This window comes from Nocardia sp. NPDC004573 (genome assembly GCF_053602135.1).
In genome coordinates this window covers 85,244-98,451 of the sequence record NZ_JBSGDA010000014.1, presented here as the reverse complement: position 1 = coordinate 98,451, position 13,208 = coordinate 85,244, and the positions used below count along the sequence as shown (strand labels likewise).

Annotated in this window: 11 protein-coding genes; 3 read left to right on the top strand and 8 right to left on the bottom strand. The window is 67.6% G+C overall.

What is annotated here, in order from left to right; translation table 11 throughout:
* The first annotated feature begins 31 nt into the window (after positions 1-31).
* Entirely contained in the window at positions 32-640 is a 609-nt protein-coding gene (locus ACWEKR_RS21945; protein WP_452356042.1) for a TetR/AcrR family transcriptional regulator, read from the top strand.
* A 21-nt stretch (positions 641-661) separates the two neighbouring features.
* Here the strand turns inward: ACWEKR_RS21945 and ACWEKR_RS21940 are convergent, their stop codons facing one another.
* Both ACWEKR_RS21940 and ACWEKR_RS21935 read right to left on the bottom strand, forming a co-directional pair.
* Positions 662-1,525: an ABC transporter permease gene (locus tag ACWEKR_RS21940; RefSeq protein ID WP_452356041.1), complete on the bottom strand. Its 864-nt coding sequence runs from the start codon at positions 1,523-1,525 to the stop codon at positions 662-664.
* Entirely contained in the window at positions 1,522-2,424 is a 903-nt protein-coding gene (locus ACWEKR_RS21935) for an ABC transporter ATP-binding protein (protein WP_452356040.1), read from the bottom strand. Before ACWEKR_RS21935 ends, ACWEKR_RS21940 begins: the two co-directional genes overlap by 4 nt.
* A 234-nt stretch (positions 2,425-2,658) precedes the next feature.
* Between ACWEKR_RS21935 and ACWEKR_RS21930 the strand changes: the two genes are divergently transcribed.
* Both ACWEKR_RS21930 and ACWEKR_RS21925 read left to right on the top strand, forming a co-directional pair.
* On the top strand, positions 2,659-4,371 hold the full coding sequence (locus ACWEKR_RS21930; protein ID WP_452356039.1) for a histidine kinase: 1,713 nt from the start codon (positions 2,659-2,661) through the stop codon (positions 4,369-4,371).
* 32 nt (positions 4,372-4,403) lie between these two features.
* Complete coding sequence (locus tag ACWEKR_RS21925; protein WP_452356038.1) at positions 4,404-5,117, top strand: response regulator transcription factor; 714 nt, start codon at positions 4,404-4,406, stop codon at positions 5,115-5,117.
* Positions 5,118-5,624: 507 nt separating this feature from the next.
* On the opposite strand, the gene ACWEKR_RS21920 is transcribed toward ACWEKR_RS21925, so the two are convergent.
* The 6 genes from ACWEKR_RS21920 to lysS all read right to left on the bottom strand — a co-directional run bounded on the left by ACWEKR_RS21920 (position 5,625) and on the right by lysS (position 12,988).
* Complete coding sequence (locus ACWEKR_RS21920) at positions 5,625-8,180, bottom strand: ATP-dependent Clp protease ATP-binding subunit (protein WP_452356037.1); 2,556 nt, start codon at positions 8,178-8,180, stop codon at positions 5,625-5,627.
* A 290-nt stretch (positions 8,181-8,470) separates the two neighbouring features.
* Positions 8,471-9,388: an esterase/lipase family protein gene (locus ACWEKR_RS21915; RefSeq protein WP_452356036.1), complete on the bottom strand. Its 918-nt coding sequence runs from the start codon at positions 9,386-9,388 to the stop codon at positions 8,471-8,473.
* Between the two features lie 113 nt (positions 9,389-9,501).
* Positions 9,502-10,050 carry an anthrone oxygenase family protein gene (locus ACWEKR_RS21910; protein ID WP_452356035.1) on the bottom strand — a complete coding sequence of 183 codons (549 nt, stop codon included), beginning with the start codon at positions 10,048-10,050 and terminating at the stop codon, positions 9,502-9,504.
* Positions 10,051-10,183: 133 nt separating this feature from the next.
* Entirely contained in the window at positions 10,184-10,807 is a 624-nt protein-coding gene (locus ACWEKR_RS21905; protein ID WP_039794674.1) for an FHA domain-containing protein, read from the bottom strand.
* 206 nt (positions 10,808-11,013) lie between these two features.
* Complete coding sequence (locus ACWEKR_RS21900; protein ID WP_159841924.1) at positions 11,014-11,373, bottom strand: histone-like nucleoid-structuring protein Lsr2; 360 nt, start codon at positions 11,371-11,373, stop codon at positions 11,014-11,016.
* Positions 11,374-11,488: 115 nt separating this feature from the next.
* A complete protein-coding gene (gene lysS / locus ACWEKR_RS21895; RefSeq protein WP_452356123.1) occupies positions 11,489-12,988 on the bottom strand; it encodes a lysine--tRNA ligase in 1,500 nt (499 codons plus the stop codon).
* Between the last annotated feature and the right edge of the window lie 220 nt (positions 12,989-13,208).

The window sequence follows — 13,208 nt, the reverse complement described above, 5'->3', positions numbered from 1 at the left end:
CACTTATTGTCCGATCGGCTACAGTCACGGCATGCACCCCCGATCCGATCTGCTCGCCGACCTCGGTTCCGGCCGGTCGGCGGCCCCGGAACGCGCGGACGCGGCCCGCAACCGAGCCAAAGTGCTCGCCGCCGCGGCCGAGTTGTTCGCCGCCCGGGACCCACGCACGGTGACGATGGACGACATCGCGAAGGCCGCGGGCGTCGGCCGCGGCACGCTCTACCGGCGCTATCCCGACACCAATTCGGTCGCCGTAGCCCTGCTCGACGAACACGAGCGAGCGCTGCAAGAGAAACTGCTCTCCGGTCCGCCGCCGCTCGGGCCCGGAGCTCCCCCAGCGCAGAGACTGGGCGCGTTCTACGCCGCGATGGTCGAATTGCTGGAGGCGCACGCCCATCTCGTGCTCGGCGCGGAGATCGGCGGGGCCCGCTTCGCGACCGGGGCCTACGGGTTCTGGTACGCCCATGTGCGAGCGTTGGTGGTGGCGGCGGGGATTCGCGAACCGGACGCACTGGTCGACCCGCTCCTCGCACCACTGGCGGCCGAGGTCTATCGGCAGCAACGCGAGCGCGGCCTCACTTCCGGACAGATCGCCGACGCGCTCCAGGTGATCGCCGAAACCGTGCTCACGCAGAGGTGAGCACGGCCGTCGAGTCGTAATTCACACCACATCCCGTCGACACAGCAGCCAGATCGTGCCGCCCGCGAACAGCACCAGGTAGGCCACCAGCACGACCATCGATTCGGTCCGGGAGAGCACGTGCAGCACGCCTGGCGTGGCAGGACCGTCCACAGTGCGCATCGCCCCCGCCAGTGACCCGGCCGCCGTGCCGGGCAGATGATCGGCGATCACCCCGATCGGCGCGAAGATCCCGGCGACGCCGCGCAGCAAATTCTCCACCACCAGCACCCAGACCAGGCCGAGCCCCACGGCGAGCGCGGGCCCGCGGGCGATCGCGCCGATCAGCGCTCCCGCCAGTGTCCACATGCCGAGAATGACGACGCCCGTGAGGATTCCGAGCAGTGACCGGTCCAGCGCGGGCAGGGTGAGCGGCTGCGACCGAGACGCCGCGATCAGCGCGGCCACCGCGAGGTCGGCGACGAATGCCGTGCACACCAGCGCCACCACCACGGCCGCGAGACTCACCACTACCGCGGCGACCGCCTTGACCCGTGAAGGCCCCTGGGTGAACACGGTCTTCCAGGTGCCCCAGCCATATCCGCTGCCGACCGTCAAAGCGCCGAGGATGAGCATCAGCGCGCCGCCGAACATCGCCATGCCCTGGGTGAACACTTCCGGCACCGCGGCGGGCAACAACTGCTGCAGCAAAACCTCGCGCGGCAAGCCGTTGGACATCCGGCTCGATTCCCCCGAGGTGTAGGCCAGATAGTTGAACAGATAGGCGAACGTGAGATTCAGCAGAATCCACGTGCCGAGCACGATCCAGAACGCCGGCCACTTCCGCAGCCGCAGCATTTCCCCCTTCGTGCTCGCGACCAGGTCGCGGATGGCCGTGCCGTTCATCGCGCGGCCTCCCATCGCGTCATCTCGAAGAACACTTCCTCCAAGGACTTCTCCTCGGCCCGCAGCTCCAGCAGATCTGCGCCCGACGCCACCACCGCGCGTGCCACCGCGGGCGCGCTGACGGCGTCCGACTCGATCCGGATGCCCTTCGAGGTCAGCAGCGCCGATCGTTCGCCCACCAGCCGCCGCACTGCGGGGAAGGCCACTTCCACCGGCTCGGCCCGCAGCAGCAGCGACGACTTCCCGCGCAACTCCGCGACGGTCGCTTCGGCGATCAGCCTGCCCTGCGCGATCACGCCAACCCGATCGCAGATCGCCTGCACTTCGCTGAGCATGTGGCTCGACAGCAGCACCGTGCGGCCCTCGGCGGCCGAAGTGGTGATCAGGTCGCGCATTTCGGCCATACCGGCGGGGTCGAGGCCGTTCGTCGGCTCGTCCAGGATCAGCAGGTCCGGGTCGCCGAGCAGGGCGGCGCCCACGCCGAGGCGCTGTTTCATGCCCAGCGAGTACGTGCGGTACTTGTCCTCGGCGCGACCCGCCAGCCCCACCCGCTCGAGCACGTCCTCCACCTCCGGCCGCCCGAGGCCGCGATAGTCGGCCAGCACGCGCAGGTTGTCGCGGCCGGAAAGGTACGGGTAGAAGCCGGGGCCCTCGATGAGCACGCCGATCCGGCGGACCACCGCGGGATCACCGGGACGACGCCCCGCGACCGTGGCCGTGCCTTCGCTCGGACGGATCAGCCCCGCCAGCATGCGCAGTGTGGTGGTCTTGCCCGCGCCGTTCGGGCCGAGGAAGCCGTAGATCTCGCCGGCCGCGACGCTCATGCTCACACCCTCGACAGCGGTGTGCGCCCCGTAGCGTTTGGTCAACCCTCGGGTGACCACGATCGAATCTGTCATGCCTCGAGAATCCGCCGCCGACCCGCTGCGGGACATCCGTCGGCGGGCGACGATCGGCATACGTAGCTGGAACGACAGCACTCGTTCACGGCCCGTGGCCGTGCCGAGTCGTCCTGCGCCCGGTCGCTTCCGGAAAGACCGAATCCGTAGGCGAACATTCGAATCGGCGCTATTCCGGCGAAATACGTTCCCAGGCGGACCTCGAATCACGACCGAGCCGCATAGGCTACGTGGGTGCGGGTGGCAGGGATTACGGATCGGAGTTCGGTCGGCTGGGACTGGGGCGTCGCGCTCGTCGTCGCCGCGGTTCAAGTGGTCGGAGGCACTTTCGCGAATATGCGGCAGACCGGAGTGCACTCCCTCGACGCGCTCGGTTACGCGCTGCTGCTGGCCGGGCCGGTGGCGTTGATCTGGCGGCGCGTGCAGCCGGTGCCCGTGCTGATCGTCGTGCTCGCCGTCTGTCTCGCGTACTTCCTCCGGGGCTACGGATATGGCCCGATCTTCGTCGCACTGGTCGTCGCGTTCCTGACCGCCGCGAGCAGCGGGTCACGGTGGTGGACCTATCCGCTGGTCCCGCTCGGGTATCTGACGCTGGTCTGGCCGCTGCCCGCGCTGCTGGGCCGCCCCGCCGACCTGTGGCAGGTGTTCGCGCTGATGGCGTGGCTGTCGGTGTTGCTGCTGGCGGCCGAGGGCATCCGGCAGCGCAAGGCCGTGCTGGTCGCGCGCAGGCAGCGCGCCGAGGCCGCGCAACGGGACGAGGAAGCGCAGCGCGAGCGACGAGCCAGCGACGAGCGGCTCGCCATCGCGCGCGAACTGCACGACGTGCTGGCCCACAGCCTTTCGATGATCAACGTGCAGTCCTCGGTGGCGCTGGAACTGCTCGACAAACGCCCGGAGCAGGCGGAGAAGGCGCTCACGGCGATCAAGAACGCCAGTCGTGACGCCCTCGCCGAGGTGCATGCGCTCCTGCACACGATCCGCTCCGGCACCGCGCCCGCAGCTCCTGGCGAGCAGACGCCCGCAACTGACGCGGAGGACAGCGCTCCCCGGACGACAGTGGCCGAGCCGCCGCCCGCACCGCGGGCTCCCGCGCCGAGCATCGGCAACTTGGACGACTTGTTGCAGCGCCCCCGCGCCACCGGACTGACGGTCGGCACGCGAGTGCTCGGCACCCCGCAGCAGTTGCCCAGCGTCATCGACGCGGCGGCGGCGCGGATAGTCCAGGAGTCGCTGACCAACGTGCTGCGCCACGCACCCGGAGCCGAGGCCACGGTGACCGTGCGCTACACCCCGGACTCGGTCGACATCACCGTCGACAACACCCGTCCGACCAGTGCTCCCACGCGCTCGGGCACCGGCGGCGGCAACGGCATCATCGGCATGCGCGAACGCACCCACGCCCTCGGCGGCGCCCTCACCGCGGGCCCCCGCCCCAGCGGCGGGTTCCGGGTCGCCGCACGGCTTCCCACGAGGACACCCGAACCCGGCGCTGCCGGAAGCGAACCGGCTTCATCCGGAACGCCGGCTCGGGGCAACACGGCGTCAGAAGCACCTGCTCAGAACACCGGGGCTGCGGAAGCGCAGGCCGGCGACAACACGACATCCGCACGGGACCGGCACAACGCGGGGGCAGAAGCTCAGGTCCAGACCACCGTGACGTCGCCGACGCAGGCCCGAGACAACGCGGGATCAGAGGCGCCGAACCAGGACCGCACGCCCACCAGCACACGGATACGCAGCACCGCGCAGAGCGGCACGAGATCGCGCGTGACTCGACCGGGCGCGGAAAAGACGGGCCCGTCGGCCATCGACGCCGAGACATCGAACTCGACCGCCGCGGGCACGCCGACCACCGCAGGCCGGAGCGAGGCCGAGTCGCCTACGCCGGGCCGACCCGCTGATACCACCGGTCGACCGAGCACCTCCGCCGGTCGCCCGCAGCACTGACGGGACGAGACAGCGCCACGGAGAGGAGAGGGATGCACGACCACGACGATCCCGCCCGTGCGGACCCGGCGTTCACTCCGTCCGGCGGCATCCGGGTGCTGGTGGCCGACGACCAAGCGTTGGTGCGCGGCGGTTTCGTCGCGCTGCTGGCCGCCCAGGACGGCATCGAGGTGGTCGGCGAGGCCGACAACGGCGAGCAGGCCGTCCGGATGACCCGCAGTCTGCGCCCCGACGTGGTCCTGATGGACATCCGCATGCCAGTCCTGGACGGTTTGGCGGCCACCCGCATGATCGCCGAGGACCCGCGGCTGGCCGAGGTGCGCGTGGTCGTGCTGACCACCTTCGAGCTCGACGAGTACGTCTTCGAGGCGCTGCGCTCCGGCGCGTCCGGATTCCTCGTCAAGCACACCGAACCGGTAGATCTCGTGCGAGCCGTCCGCGTGGTCGCCGCGGGCGACGCGCTGCTCTCCCCCGGCGTGACCCGCAGACTGATCACGGAGTTCTCCGCACGCGCCAAAACCCCGCCGCTCGCCACGCCGGCCGAGCTCACCGACCGCGAACGCGAGGTGATGGCTCTGGTGGCCGAGGGACTGACCAATGCCGAAATCGGGGAACGCCTGTACATGAGCCCCGCGACCGCCCGCACGCACGTCAGCCGGATTCTCACCAAACTGCACGCCAGGGATCGCACCCAATTGGTGGTGATGGCCTATGAATCAGGGCTCGTCCGCCCTGGCTGGCAGTGAGGAACGGTTCTCGCCCGCGGGGAAGTCGACCGGCCGCACCGGTCGTCCGGGCAGCCAACCCGCCGATCGAATTCAAAACTCAATGATTCCGGCGGATGGTGTAGCTCGCGCTCCGGCTTCCGATGTTCATCGCCTCGCTGCGGTCGGCAGATGCGGACGACATCGAAATCGGTACGGCGTCGTCATCCCAACGCCGGGATACCGCCCCGATAGCAATTCTTCAGCGAACCAGATTTTGCAGGGATAACGCCCCTCAGCAAATAACTGGTAAATCACCGTGCCGGGACCGTTCGCGACTTCGAGCGTACGTATCCGAACCTATTCGGGTGACGACGCGCGACCGACGCCCGGACGTGCCCCCTCGGCGCAGTCTTTTCACATGAACATTTTCACTCGACCCGAGGCCGTGGGTTTCCTGGCCGGCCACTACGACGGCGCCTGACACCGGACCACGAAAAGCCCGTGCCCACCGCCATACGGTGGGCACGGGCTTTCTTTCGAGACTTACTACTCGCCCGAGGCAGCCTCGGTGGCGCCTTCGGCCGCGCCGGTCAGCACGACTTCCGGCTTCTCCTCGGACTGCGCCTTGGTCAGCTTCGCCTTACCGGTGAAGGTGAACTTGGCGTCCTCGCCGGAGCCCTCGCCGTCCCAGCCTTCGACGTCGACCTGGATGACCTGGCCCGGACCGATCTCGCCGAAGAGGATCTTCTCCGACAGCTGGTCCTCGATCTCGCGCTGGATGGTGCGGCGCAGCGGCCGGGCACCGAGCACGGGATCGAAGCCGCGCTTGGCCAGCAGGCTCTTGGCGGTCGGGGTGAGTTCGATCGCCATGTCCTTGTTCTTCAACTGCGTGGCGACGCGGCCGATCATCAGGTCCACCATCTCGACGATCTGCTCGTTGGTGAGCTGGTGGAAGACGATCACGTCGTCGATGCGGTTGAGGAACTCGGGCCGGAAGTGCTTCTTCAGCTCGTCGTTGACCTTGAGCTTCATCCGCTCGTAGTTCGAGCCCTCGTTGTTGGACTGCGTGAAGCCCAGGCCGACGGCCTTCGAGATGTCCGAGGTGCCGAGGTTCGAGGTGAAGATCAGCACCGTGTTCTTGAAGTCCACGGTCCGACCCTGGCCGTCGGTGAGGCGGCCGTCCTCCAGCACCTGCAACAGGGTGTTGTAGATCTCCTGGTGGGCCTTCTCGATCTCGTCGAACAGCACGACCGAGAACGGCTTGCGGCGCACCTTCTCGGTGAGCTGGCCGCCCTCTTCGTAGCCGACGTAGCCCGGAGGGGCACCGAACAGCCGCGAGGCGGTGAAACGGTCGTGGAACTCGCCCATGTCGATCTGGATGAGCGCGTCGTCGTCACCGAACAAGAAGTTCGCCAGCGCCTTGGACAGCTCGGTCTTACCGACACCGGACGGGCCGGCGAAGATGAACGAGCCGGACGGGCGCTTCGGGTCCTTCAGGCCGGCACGAGTACGGCGGATGGCCTTGGAGACGGCCTTGACCGCGTCCTCCTGGCCGATGATCCGCTTGTGCAGCTCGTCCTCCATGCGGAGCAGACGGGTGGTCTCCTCCTCGGTGAGCTTGAACACCGGGATACCGGTCCAGTTCGCCAGCACCTCGGCGATCTGCTCGTCGTCGACCTCCGCCACGACGTCCAGGTCACCGGAGCGCCACTGCTTCTCCCGCTCGGCCCGCTTGGCGAGGAGCTGCTTCTCCTTGTCACGCAGTCGCGCGGCCTTCTCGAAGTCCTGCGCGTCGATCGCGGACTCCTTCTCCCGGCGCGCCTCGGCGATCTTGTCGTCGAACTCGCGCAGGTCCGGCGGCGCGGTCATGCGACGGATGCGCATCCGCGCGCCCGCCTCATCGATCAGGTCGATCGCCTTGTCCGGCAGGAACCGGTCGTTGATGTAGCGGTCGGCCAAGGTGGCGGCGGCCACCAGCGCGCCGTCGGTGATGGAGACGCGGTGGTGCGCCTCGTAGCGGTCGCGCAGACCCTTGAGGATGTTGATGGTGTGCTCGACGGTCGGCTCGCCCACCTGCACCGGCTGGAACCGGCGCTCCAGGGCGGCGTCCTTCTCGATGTACTTGCGGTACTCGTCGAGGGTGGTCGCGCCGATGGTCTGCAGCTCGCCGCGGGCCAGCTTCGGCTTCAGGATGGAGGCCGCGTCGATGGCGCCCTCGGCGGCGCCCGCACCGACCAGCGTGTGCAGCTCGTCGATGAACAGGATGATGTCGCCGCGGGTGTTGATCTCCTTGAGCACCTTCTTCAGGCGCTCTTCGAAGTCACCGCGGTAGCGGCTGCCCGCGACCAGGGAGCCCAGGTCGAGGGTGTAGAGCTGCTTGTCCTTCAGCGTCTCGGGGACCTCGCCGTTGACGATGGCCTGCGCGAGCCCCTCGACGACGGCGGTCTTGCCGACGCCGGGCTCGCCGATCAGCACCGGGTTGTTCTTGGTACGGCGGCTGAGCACCTGCATGACGCGCTCGATCTCTTTCGAGCGGCCGATGACCGGGTCGAGTTTGCCCTCGAGCGCGGCCTGCGTCAGGTTGCGACCGAACTGGTCGAGCACGAGCGAGGTGGACGGGGTGCCCGCCTCGCCGCGCGAACCGGACTCCACCGGCTCCTTGCCCTGGTACCCGGACAGCAACTGGATGACCTGCTGGCGCACACGGTTGAGATCGGCGCCCAGCTTCACCAGCACCTGCGCCGCCACACCTTCGCCCTCACGGATGAGGCCGAGCAGGATGTGCTCGGTGCCGATGTAGTTGTGACCGAGCTGCAGCGCCTCACGAAGGCTCAGCTCCAGCACCTTCTTGGCGCGCGGGGTGAACGGGATGTGACCGGACGGGGCCTGCTGGCCCTGGCCGATGATCTCCTCCACCTGGCTGCGCACGCCTTCCAGCGAAATGCCGAGCGACTCCAGCGACTTGGCCGCGACGCCCTCACCCTCGTGAATCAGCCCCAGCAGGATGTGCTCGGTGCCGATGTAGTTGTGGTTGAGCATCCGGGCCTCTTCCTGGGCCAGGACAACGACACGCCTCGCGCGGTCGGTGAACCTCTCGAACATCGCTCCCTCACTCTCCTGCTCCGACATTCTGGCAACAGACGCCGCAGTGTGCTGTGTACAACAACCGTGGGCGTCAGCCTGCCATGAAGCCCGGGGGTTGCGGCCCCCGCCTCCACTCTAGTTGGCGGGGGATGCCACCGCCGCCGGTCCACCCTATTGCCGACCGGCGACAGCACGGTCATTCACTCATAACGTGGGCGCCGCGGGATTCGTTTCCGGCCGGGTTTTGCCCTCAGCGAACAAACCGTCCGCCGGCCGGATCCGCGCCGCACACGTACGACCTCGGCTGCCTACCCCGTGTACGGGTCGACGAAACCGCAGGGCACCGGGCGTTGATGAGCGGGATCGAGCGCGTTGAGCACGTAGGTCGCGGCCCTCTTGCTGCCCGCTATGCCCGTATGCCCAGAGTAGTCCGTCGAGCAGCCGTCCTGAACCACGATGTTCGTCACGCGGGGGCCGGTGACCAATCCGGAGGTGTACGGCACCACCAGTTCGTCCAGCACGGTCGCGATATTGGTGTAGGTCACGTCGGGGTGGTAGACGCCGTCCGCGTTGAGCGCGCGCACGAACTCCGACCCTTGCAGCACCTGGCGGCAGGCATTGCAGGGTGATCCGGCCACGGCGTCGAACAGCGGGCCGAGGCCGAGGCGCGTACCGAACGCGTTCAGGTCCGCCATGCCGTACGCGTTCGAGCCCTGCCATGGCGGGGCCAGGCCGACCATCTTGTCCACCTTGCCCGCGCCCGCGAGCCGTTTGACGAAGTAGTTGCCGATGAAGTTGCCCTGGGAATGGCCGATCAGGTCGACCTTCTGCGCGCCGGTCGCGGAGCGCACCCGGTCGACGAAAGCGGCGAGCTGGGCCGCGCTCTGCTCGATCGGGAGCATGCCCCCGATGGCCGAAGCGGGCCAAGGCAGGTTGTAGGCCCCGAACGTGGCCGAGTACACGCAGTAGCCCTCGTTGGCCAGCAAAGGCGCGTACACGCCCCAATTCGTCTGTGCGCCACCTCCGGTGCCGTGCACGAGGACCACCGGGTTCGGATGCCCGGAGGCCGGCCGGCAGGACCAGTCGTTGGTGCCGGGCAGCGAGCCGCCCGGATTGGACAGTTCGGCGGGAATGCCCGCGAAGAAGTTGAATTCGACCGGATATCGCTCCTGCGCGTTGGCCGCGCCCGCGGTGGCGCACACCGCGGCGAGCAGAACGATGAACAACGAAAAGCCTGGGACACGCCGCACGATAGCCTCCCGGTCCGGTCTCGTCTTCCCGGGAAGCTACCGCACGAAGTGGCCAGGACGAGGCAGATTCCGGCGGGTCGCCGCGGAAACTAGCTCTGACCGAAGGCCGACGCCGGGGAGTGGTGCGGCGCCGCCGCCTTGCCCTGCTGCACGCCCGCGACGACAAGCGCGCCGCACAGCACCAGGAAGGCCAGCGTGTGCAGGACGCCGCGCAGCACGTTCCAGCGGACCCAGGCGGATTCGAAGTCGGCGCGCACCGCGGCGAGGTCGGTGATCGACGCCGGGTCACCCGCGGCGGCCAGTTGGTCGTTGAGCGGGACGTTCAGCCCCGAGGTCACCGCGAAGGCGACGACGTTGAGCACCAGCGCGAGCACGATCCAGAGCAGCGTGCTCCGGTGCTCTCGTCCCAGGTGCAGCGCCGCCGCCAGGATGGTGAACCCCACCGTGCCGAGGAAGGCGATCATGAACCACAGATTGATGATCACCACGTTGATCTTCTGCATCACCTCGATCATGGCGCGATCGTCGGTGCGGGCCAGCGCGGGCATCACCGAGTTGGCGTACGCGTAGAACAGGCCCGCGATCAGGCCCGTCGCCAGCGTGGCGAGCACCAGTGCGGCGAGGCGGGTGGCGGTCATGACTTCCTCCTGCTGGGAAACCGGCCGGAGTCGTCCTCGCTCCGGTCGCGTGTGTCCCAGTCAAGCCGCTGCCCCGGTGACTCTCCATGGTCGAGAAGCTCGACCGGCTGCGCGAGCGTCTACGGTGGAGGCCTCACAGGTCCCGATCGGAAATGAGCCCACTCTGCATGGCCAGTCCCGCCAGCCGCACACGCTTCTGGTTCTGCGGCAGGTCCTCCACCCCGAACTTCGCGAACAGCGCGCGCAGATGGGTCTTGATCGCGTCCACGCTGAGGAACAACTCCTCGGCGATCTGCTGATTCGACGCGGGAGTGGCGAAACCCGCGCCGTGCTTGTACGGACGGCACAGTGCGATCAGCACCGAGCGCTGCGTTTCGGTGAGCGAGCGCGCGGTGGGTATCGAGCCGGTGGATGTACGGGTGATGTCGTCGGATACGCCGCCGAAGTCGTGGAACGACACCCGCGAGGTGCCGACGCGGATGACGTCGCCCGCCATCAGCCTGCGGCGGCCGACGAGCCGGTCCCCGTTGACGAACGTGCCGTTGCGGGAGAGGCCGTCGTCCACGATGGTCCAATGGGCACCGAGGTATTCGACCGCCGCGTGCAGCCGGGAGACCTCGGCGTCCCAGCTCAGAGCGAGATCGGCATGCGGGGAGCGGCCGATGGTGACGCGCCCGCGATCGGGAGTCAGCGTGAACTCCTGCTGCCGGCCTGCGTCATCGGTGAACCGCAAGAATGATCCGACGAATCCTGTCACTGTGCCGATACCTCACCTCTCCATACCGCCAGTGACCGTCGCACGTTTCCATGGTGCCGCGTCCGGGTACCGCGAGCAAGATCGATTCATCCGCCGCGGACGGCCTACCGTGTGATCTGGTCTCGCTGCTATATCGAAGCCCTATCACAAACAAGACCGCCGCCCCGACGTCGCACGATTCGCCGGGACGGCGGCCGGAAAAAGAACTATCCCTTCGCGGCCTTGTTGTACGCGTCGGTGATGTCGGCGGAGATGCGGCCCCGCGCGGACACCTTGTGCCCATTCCGACGTGCCCACTCACGAATTGCAGCGCTTTGTTCCCGATCGATCGAGACCCGGCTCTTGGGAGTGCCCGTGGCAGCCGCTGCGGCCTTGACCCGGCGGCGACCGCTCACCCGGCGGGCATTCGTAACCCACTCCTCCAAACCGTCGCGCAGCTTCGCCGCATTTGCCGACGACAGGTCGATCTCGTACGACACACCGTCGATCGCAAACTCGATGGTCTCGTCTGCGATGGACTCACCGTCGACATCGTCGATCAGGCTAACGGTGACCTTCTTTGCCATGAGATGAACGTCCTCTCGAAATCGTGCGACCCGCATACTAGGCCGATTACCCGAGGCAAGAATACCCCGAATTCCGGAAATTCCAAGACGGAGCCGCTGCTTTGCAATCCAGTGGTCACCTGGTGACCGGACGCACAATTGGGAACAGTATCGTTTCTCGGATTCCCAATCCGGTCAGCGCCATCAACAACCGATCGATTCCCATACCCGTTCCGGTGGTCGGCGGCATGCCGTGCTCCATCGCCGCGAGGAAGTCCTCGTCGAGCACCATCGCCTCGTCGTCACCCTGCGCGGCCAGCCGAGCCTGATCGACGAACCGATCGCGCTGGATCACCGGGTCGACCAACTCCGAATAGCCCGTGGCCAACTCGAAGCCGCGCACATAGAGATCCCACTTCTCCGTCACGCCCGCGGTGCTGCGATGCTGCCTGGTCAACGGGGAGGTCTCCACCGGGAAGTCGCGCACGAAAGTCGGCGCGTACAGCTTGTCACCATACTGGTGTTCCCAGAGTTCCTCGACGAGTTTCCCGTGGCCGTAGCCCTTGCCCTCCGGAATTTCCAGACCGACCCGATCGGCGAGCGCGCGCAATTCGGCGACCGACGTTTCCGGAGTGACCTGCACACCCAGCGCGTCGGACAGCGAAGGGTACATCTCGACGGTGGCCCACTCGCCGCGAAGATCGTATTCGGTGCCGTCGGCCAGGGTCACCACCTGGGTACCGAAGGCCTCCTGAGCCACTTCCTGCACCAATTCCCGGATCATGACCGCCGAGTCGTCATAGGTGCCGTATGCCTGGTACGTCTCCAGCATCGCGAACTCGGGGGAATGGGTGGAGTCCGCGCCCTCGTTCCGGAAGTTCCGGTTGATCTCGAAGACCCGCTCCAAGCCGCCCACCACACAGCGCTTCAGGAACAGCTCGGGCGCGATGCGCAGGTAGAGGTCCATGTCGAGGGCGTTGGAATGGGTGACGAACGGCCGAGCCGCCGCGCCACCGTGCAGCGTCTGCAGCATGGGCGTCTCCACCTCGAGGAAGCCCCTGCGCTCCAGCGCGGCGCGCAGCGCGCGCACCACGGCGATGCGGGTCCGGGCCATTTCCCTGGCCTCCGGGCGCACGATCAGGTCCACATAGCGCTGCCGGACCCGCGACTCCTCGTTCATCTCTTTATGGGCCACCGGCAGCGGTCGCAGCGCCTTCGCCGCCATGAACCAGGAATCGGCCATGACGCTCAGTTCCCCGGTCCGTGAGGAGATGACCTCGCCGTGCACGAAAACGAAGTCACCGAGGTCGACGTCGGCCTTCCAGGCGGCGAGGGCGTCCGCGCCGACCCCGTTCAGGCTGATCATCGCTTGCAGCTTGGTGCCGTCGCCTTCCTGCAGTGTCGCGAAACACAACTTGCCGGTATTACGCAGGAATATGACGCGCCCGGCGACGCCCGCCTGTTGCCCGGTCGCGGTGTCGGCGGCCAGGTCCGGATATGCGGCCCGAATTTCCGCCAGGGTATGCGTGCGCGGCACGACGACGGGATAGGCCTCGCCACCGGCCGCCAGCAGCCGCTCCCGCTTCTCCCGGCGAATCCGTATCTGCTCCGGGGCATCGTCGGCGGCGGGCGCCACGGCAGGCCGCGAATCCGATGTCGATGCGCTGGAAGATGCAGAGTTCGGGGTGCTCACATCGAACAACCCTAGCGTGCACCGGAAATCGTTTTGCGCGCCGCCCGGACTCCGACCCGGAGTAACGAAACGGTATCGATGCGGCGTCCCGCCCAGGATGCCCCGGCTTGCCCGCCAAAGACGCGAAATAGCCGGTGCGCATCATGCTGTGTGCGAAAGCACC

Bases quoted from the DNA above. Each gene is read 5' to 3' on its own strand.
- ACWEKR_RS21935 (WP_452356040.1), bottom strand. From the start codon at position 2,424: ATGACAGATTCGATCGTGGTCACCCGAGGGTTGACCAAACGCTACGGG.
- ACWEKR_RS21925 (WP_452356038.1), top strand. From the start codon at position 4,404: ATGCACGACCACGACGATCCCGCCCGTGCGGACCCGGCGTTCACTCCG.
- ACWEKR_RS21920 (WP_452356037.1), bottom strand. From the start codon at position 8,180: ATGTTCGAGAGGTTCACCGACCGCGCGAGGCGTGTCGTTGTCCTGGCC.
- ACWEKR_RS21945 (WP_452356042.1), top strand. From the start codon at position 32: ATGCACCCCCGATCCGATCTGCTCGCCGACCTCGGTTCCGGCCGGTCG.
- ACWEKR_RS21910 (WP_452356035.1), bottom strand. From the start codon at position 10,050: ATGACCGCCACCCGCCTCGCCGCACTGGTGCTCGCCACGCTGGCGACG.
- ACWEKR_RS21940 (WP_452356041.1), bottom strand. From the start codon at position 1,525: ATGAACGGCACGGCCATCCGCGACCTGGTCGCGAGCACGAAGGGGGAA.
- ACWEKR_RS21900 (WP_159841924.1), bottom strand. From the start codon at position 11,373: ATGGCAAAGAAGGTCACCGTTAGCCTGATCGACGATGTCGACGGTGAG.